Origin of the sequence: Rhodohalobacter halophilus, assembly GCF_001715195.1 — a bacterium.
Classification (GTDB): domain Bacteria; phylum Bacteroidota; class Rhodothermia; order Balneolales; family Balneolaceae; genus Rhodohalobacter; species Rhodohalobacter halophilus.
Map to the genome: position 1 here is coordinate 1 of NZ_MDWE01000064.1, position 6,267 is coordinate 6,267.

A 6,267-nucleotide genomic window follows, 5' to 3' on the forward strand; every position below is an offset into this window, starting at 1 on the left:
ACAAATTGGGTTATAAAGAAATTGTACCGTAGGGACAACTCGTGGATAGATAAATTAAAATGACACCATCTTCAGACGCCGAACAGAGAGTTTTGTTTGTGAGTGCTGAACAGAGTTGAGGCGGTATTCACAAAGCTATTTTCACCCTCATCCCTCAATATATTTTGCAACTCTGTGCCAGATCAACCCAACGAGAATCATCCCAATTCCCAATAGAATGAATAGTAGTTCAATCCAGAAAGCAAGGAAAAGACACCCAAACAAACCCATGGCCGGAACCCATTTTGGATAGAGCCGTAAATCATCCGGCATTAAAAGAGCGGACAGATTTGTGATGGAGTAGTAGATTAATACGGTAAATGCACTGAAGGACCAGGTAAAAAGGACATCCCCGCTTAGTACCAAAAGCCCGATGACCACACCGGTTGCCAAAACTGCCGGTACCGGGCTCTGTGTTTTTGGATTGATATGAGCGAGTACACCGGGCAGATCTTTTCTGCGTCCCATACTTAGCATTACCCGGCTCAGACCGAGTATCAAATTCAGCAGTACTCCAAGCATTGCCGTAACGGCCGCGAAACTAATAATCGGTCCGATATAGGGGACAGAAAGCGCCTGAGCAACTTTCATTAAAGGGGCGGCCTCTCCTTCAACGGTTAAACCAAATGCTTCAGCTCCCATGATATTGAGGGCAGTCAGCGTAACGGTTATATAGAGAAGGACAATCACAACCATTGCGAGAATAATCGCCCTGGGTATAGTTTTTCGGGGTTCGGCAACCTCCTCCCCCAATGTAGCAATTCTTCCGTAGCCGGTGTAGGCCACAAACATCAGGGCAGATGCATAGAGTATGGATGATAAATCGCTACCTTCAAACATATTTATGATCGGATCAACAGGAGCACCGTTAAGCATGAACCCTGTGATAACCAAAGCCGCCAGACCTAGGAGTGTTACAGATACAATCACTTTATTAGCCAAATTGCTTCGGCTGATACCACCCGAAACAAGCAGAGTCATAATGAGAAGTATAGCGATGCCGGTTAGCACAAGAGTGGTTGTGGACACCTCAATTTCAAAGAGATAAAATAGATAGCTTGCACAACCCAATACCGCAGTGGCAGCAGATGCCGATTTTGCAATCAAAAACATCCAGCCGGCAGTAAAACCAAAATAGCTTCCGAGAAATCGATTGCCATACTCATAAGTTCCTCCACTAACCGGATGTGCCGCCGCTAGCTGTGCACTGCTCAACCCGTTGAAGGTTGCCAGTGCTGCTGCAATGATAATTGCAATAACAATTCCATTCCCCGAAACCTGTGTTGCTATGGCGATACTTACAAAGATGCCCGTTCCTACAATGGAGCCAAGCCCCATCAAAATGGCTCCCGGGGTTCGGATGTCGCGTTTGAGCTCTGTTATGATACGATCCAAATCAGATTAAAAGAGACGATAAAATCTTAAATCAGAGTTAGAGATTATATTAAGTGTCTGTTAATTTTTCATCAGCCATCAATTTTTCGATTATGACATCCGGAGTGAATAAGATATTTTCAAGCTGTTGAAATTTATAATTTCTTGGAGATTTAGCTGATGAGTTTGGAAAATAGATGGTATGTAAAATACACCACAATTTTGTTGGGTTTGGTCCTGACGGTCTATGTGATGATCGTGGCCAAATCCATATTACTGCCAATTCTCTTTGCCGTGTTACTCTCTATCCTTTTTGCACCATTGGCCTCATGGTTTGAAAAATATAAAATACCCAAATTTTTATCGGCACTGCTTGCGATGGTTATCGGTCTGACCGTTCTGGCCGGTTTGGGTTATTTTTTCTACACACAGATTACGGCATTTGTTGATGATGCGGATTTGATTAAATCTCGGGCAGAAGAGCTGTTGGGAGGAATAGAAGAGTTCCTGATCACCTGGTTCGATTTCGAAGGGTTTGTTGAATTGGAGGACATAGAGGGGATGTTCATTGAATTTATTCGGGAAAATTCCGGCAGACTTGGACGTGGAGTAGCCGGGGCCGTCTCAGTGATTACCACAGTATTTCTCGTTCCCGTGTTCATGTTCATGTTTATCATTTTTCGGGATTTTCTGAGAACCTTTTTTCTAAAACTGTTCGGAAGAAAGAGCGAACTCCATGAGGAAAAGGTGAAAACCATTCTCACAAACATACAAGTGGTGGTTCAGCGCTATATAACCGGAGTGATGATTGTCATCGCCATTTTAGCAGTACTCAATAGCATCATGTTGATAGTTGTTGGAGTAAATCATGCAGTATTCTTTGGTGTATTTGCCGCAATGTTGAATGTAATTCCATTTCTGGGCCCAATTTTTGGTTCCATATTGCCCATATTGTACGCCCTTCTCACCATGGACTCACTTCTCTACCCGATCATCATTTTGGCCGGGTTTTACATTATTCAACTGTTTGAGAGTAATCTGTTTACCCCGGTTATTGTTGGAAGCCAGGTGAGTATGAACGCTTTGGTTGCTTTACTGCTGCTGTTTTTAGGGGCTCAAATCTGGGGCCTGGCAGGTATGATACTCTTCATTCCTCTCGGAGCAATCATGAAAGTAATTTTTGATGAGATCGAGTCCTTACAACCCTATGGATATCTGATTGGTCGCGTTCCGGATGAAAAGAAAGACAAGAAGGGGCGGTTGGCTCAGAAAATCAGTGATTTGAAAGACAAGGTAGCGAATGAAGAGGAGTGATCTGCAGGCTGAAACCGAATCGAATCTGAATATGTTAAGAACTCCTCTTAGGCGGCACCAAAAAATGATAAAAGGTAAAGTTAGTAGATGCAGAAGGATGTGATCATTATCGGTTGTGGCCTGGCCGGACTCACGGCAGCATATCTACTTGAAAAATCGGGGGTCAGCTCTGTGATACTGGAATCACGAGAACGACCGGGTGGGCGTATTTATACAGTACAAAATGAAGGAGAAGCATCCGTTGAGATGGGAGCTACCTGGTTTGGGCAACAGCATACACATCTGCTACAACTGCTCGATCAACTCAATCTGGAGAAGGTTGAACAGGTGATGGGGCAGCATGCATTCTATGAGTATATCTCCACTGCACCCCCACAACTGGTTGAACTGCCTGCGAATCAAAGTCCTACATGGCGTTTGAAAGGGGGAACACAGCAACTGATTGATACGATATTACATGAATTAACTGATTCATCAGTCCGTTACCAGCAGGTGGTGCGTAGAGTTGAGATGGGTAAAAATGGTATCGAAGTAAAAACAGGTTCCGGTACGTTTAGAGCCGGTATAGTTGTATCAACGATGCCGCCAAAACTATTCAAAGAAACGGTTACACTGTCTCCAAAAATGCCTGCTTTTTTTGAAGAAATTGCCGCCAAAACTCATACCTGGATGGGGGAATCGATCAAAGTGGCATTGACTTATCGGGACCCATTTTGGAAGAGTTTGAAATCCAGCAGTACGATTATGAGCAATGTGGGACCGGTGAATGAAATGTATGACCATTCTGATCCGGAGAGGGGACTTTATGCCCTGAAAGGATTTTTGAACAGCGCCTACCAAACGGTTACAAAAGAGGAAAGGAAGAATGTAGTTCTGAATCAGTTGCGCCGATATTACGGGGAATGGTGTGATGACTATATATCGTACTATGATACTGTCTGGGCAGATGAACCATTCACGTTTCATCCTTACTCCAAAACTCTACTGCCCCACCAAAGCAATGGGAATCAAATTTTTAGCCGACCCTTCTAGGATGGGAAACTTTACCTTGCGGGTGCCGAAACGTCGTCCGTCTCACCGGGATATATGGATGGAGCCGTGGCGAGCGCGGAACGGGTTGTCAATCAAATTATAAGCTCAAAGAGATCAACTTCACATTAGTGACAGTGACCATGTTCAGCAGACCAACTTGTGCCCGGAGGGCAATCTTGTTGAGCGTCACCACCAGAAAGAGCGATACCCACCAGTACAAAACCAAGAATTAACGCTACTGCAATTCCAATCAAGCCAATTTTGGATGAAGTGCCGTCTTGATCTTTCTCCATGTGGCAATTTTTATACTTCTTACCGCTTCCGCAGTGGCATGGATCGTTACGGTCAGGTTTTTTACTCATTACATGTTGTATTCGTTTTTGAATTGACTAACAAAGAAAGAGTATTTGGGAATAAATATCCAATGAGAGCTGTAAATAGTTGTTAGTACCCTCTTAATCAATTCAAGGACCATTCGCAAAATGTACATGAGATCCATCCATTTTTGCATGGAGAAACTGATTGCCCTTCATCATTTTAACTTCATTGCCCGATGGCAGGGCGATTTTTAACTATCAAGGATCAAAATGAGGAAAGGAATGCGTTATCTGATCTATATTCTGGGAGTTTTAATAACAATGGTCATCTTCCTGGTTGGATATTTAACCCTCTATCTGCCAAAGGCAGAGGCTGCACCGGATTTGACAATCGATCTGGATGAAGTTCGTGTTGAGAGAGGAAAATACCTGGCCAATCATGTGATGCTCTGTATGGATTGTCATGCAGTTCGGGATTTCAGCCTGTTTGCCGGCCCACCGACTCCCGGAACACTTGGCGGAGGGGGAGATGTGTTCGATCAAAACATGGGATTTCCGGGCCGTTTTGTTTCCAGGAATTTGACTCCCTTTGCACTGAATGATTGGACCGACGGTGAAATTTTCCGTGCCATTACAACTGGTGTCTCTAAAGACGGTTCGGCGTTGTTTCCTGTGATGCCCTATCCTCACTACTCGCAACTGGATCCCGAAGATATCTATTCAGTGATCGCTTATTTGAGAACTCTGGAACCGGTAGAGAATGAACTGGAATCATCAAAAGCAGATTTTCCGGTGAGTCTGTTGATCAATACCATGCCTGTTCAGCCAAACTTTCAGTCCCGTCCTTCCATCGAAAATCCGGTTGAGTATGGTAAATATATGGTTACTGCTGCTGCCTGTACGGATTGCCACACACAAATGGAAAAAGGAGCATTTGTCGGTGAACCCTATGCGGGAGGAAATGAATTTCGCTTACTCGACGGTTCTGTGGTTCGGGCTGCTAATCTGACGCCACACGAAACAGGTATCAAATATATGACGAAAGAGCAGTTTGTGCATCGGTTTAAGGTGTATGCCGACAGCTCCTACGTTCCCAGGAAGGTTGGTCCTGGTGAATTCCAAACTCTCATGCCTTGGCAGATGTATGCCGGTATGAAAGCGGAGGATCTGGAGGCGATTTATGACTATCTGAGAACTCTTAAACCGGTTGCTAACAGAGTGGAGATCTTTACACCGGCGGGTGTCAATTAAGATGTACGAAATCTTAATAAGCTGATTATAAAAACAGAGATTATTAGTTGACTAATTCTACATTAACGTTAAAGGCGAGGTTGGAAAAGACAATATTCAATTCAGGTTGAAGTCATAATACACCTCCTATTTCCCCTCAAAAGCCTCGCGGATTTTACGGATATCGAGCTTCTTCATTTGAAGTAAAGCTTCCATTGCCCGGTTTCCTTTGTAATGGCTTCTTGCACAAATTGTTTTTTTCAATGTTTAGAACAGGAAGTTAACATTTTCAACAGGGAACCTTACCCTGAATAGAGTGGATGATTCGATGCTTACATAATTTCATTTAATAATTACTAATTCTCTAAGGTAAGGGAAGCTGTCTCAGAGTATCCCTCATCTTTTAGCCGGTTTAAAAGCTTTACAATTTTGATAAGATTTATTGTAGCACCCCTTCGACCAATATTTTTTGTAGTTTTCGCTCTTCTTTTCAAATCTTTTTCCCTTCATGTATTGACGGATATGTGCACACAAATCCTTCAGGTTAAGATTTAGGCTAATAAGGTAAGTGGCTAATTCGGGGTGAAAATAGTTCGCATACTTCATGTTTAAGATACTCCATATTTCATCCGCTTTTTCATTGAAGTAATCATAGCTTACATCACTGAACAGTTCTTCCTCATTTATCTTTTCAATAATTTCATCCTCATTAAAAGTCGCAATCTGATTCAGGAAATCTGTTCTTTTCAGTCGGAGTTCACGGATATACTGTTCTTCAGGTAAGGAGAGGTCAATTTCCGGGTTGAAATTGAAAACTCTTGTGGAAATTCCGTCACGGGTGCGGTTTACATTTCTTGCAATAAGATAGTTGATTTCGTCGCGGACTACTTTCCATCGCTTGGATTTAAATCGAATCAGGAGCACATCAATAATGAATAAAGTGAAAGCGGCTCCACCAAGC

Annotated in this window: 5 protein-coding genes and 1 pseudogene; 3 read left to right on the top strand and 3 right to left on the bottom strand. The window is 43.1% G+C overall.

Translation table 11 applies throughout. From position 1 onward, the window contains the following. Positions 1–147: 147 nt before the first annotated feature. A complete protein-coding gene (locus BG260_RS13290; protein ID WP_069133448.1) occupies positions 148–1,434 on the bottom strand; it encodes an APC family permease in 1,287 nt (428 codons plus the stop codon). 159 nt (positions 1,435–1,593) lie between these two features. Between BG260_RS13290 and BG260_RS13295 the strand changes: the two genes are divergently transcribed. Together BG260_RS13295 and BG260_RS13300 are read left to right on the top strand one after the other, a co-directional pair. After that, entirely contained in the window at positions 1,594–2,727 is a 1,134-nt protein-coding gene (locus BG260_RS13295; protein ID WP_069133449.1) for an AI-2E family transporter, read from the top strand. Positions 2,728–2,814: 87 nt separating this feature from the next. After that, positions 2,815–3,888 (top strand): annotated as a pseudogene (locus BG260_RS13300) (flavin monoamine oxidase family protein). Here BG260_RS13300 and BG260_RS13305 read toward each other — a convergent pair. After that, a complete protein-coding gene (locus BG260_RS13305) occupies positions 3,885–4,121 on the bottom strand; it encodes an SEC-C metal-binding domain-containing protein (protein ID WP_069133450.1) in 237 nt (78 codons plus the stop codon). The pseudogene BG260_RS13300 and the gene BG260_RS13305 overlap by 4 nt on opposite strands. Positions 4,122–4,346: 225 nt before the next feature. Here BG260_RS13305 and BG260_RS13310 point away from each other — a divergent pair, with 225 nt between their 5' ends. Next, complete coding sequence (locus BG260_RS13310) at positions 4,347–5,327, top strand: c-type cytochrome (protein WP_176719507.1); 981 nt, start codon at positions 4,347–4,349, stop codon at positions 5,325–5,327. 375 nt (positions 5,328–5,702) lie between these two features. On the opposite strand, the gene BG260_RS14210 is transcribed toward BG260_RS13310, so the two are convergent. Beyond that, a partial coding sequence (locus tag BG260_RS14210) for a hypothetical protein (RefSeq protein WP_069133452.1) occupies positions 5,703–6,267 on the bottom strand: 565 nt, incomplete at its 5' end.

Bases quoted from the DNA above. Each gene is read 5' to 3' on its own strand.
- BG260_RS13295 (WP_069133449.1), top strand. From the start codon at position 1,594: ATGAGTTTGGAAAATAGATGGTATGTAAAATACACCACAATTTTGTTG.
- BG260_RS13305 (WP_069133450.1), bottom strand. From the start codon at position 4,121: ATGAGTAAAAAACCTGACCGTAACGATCCATGCCACTGCGGAAGCGGT.
- BG260_RS13310 (WP_176719507.1), top strand. From the start codon at position 4,347: ATGAGGAAAGGAATGCGTTATCTGATCTATATTCTGGGAGTTTTAATA.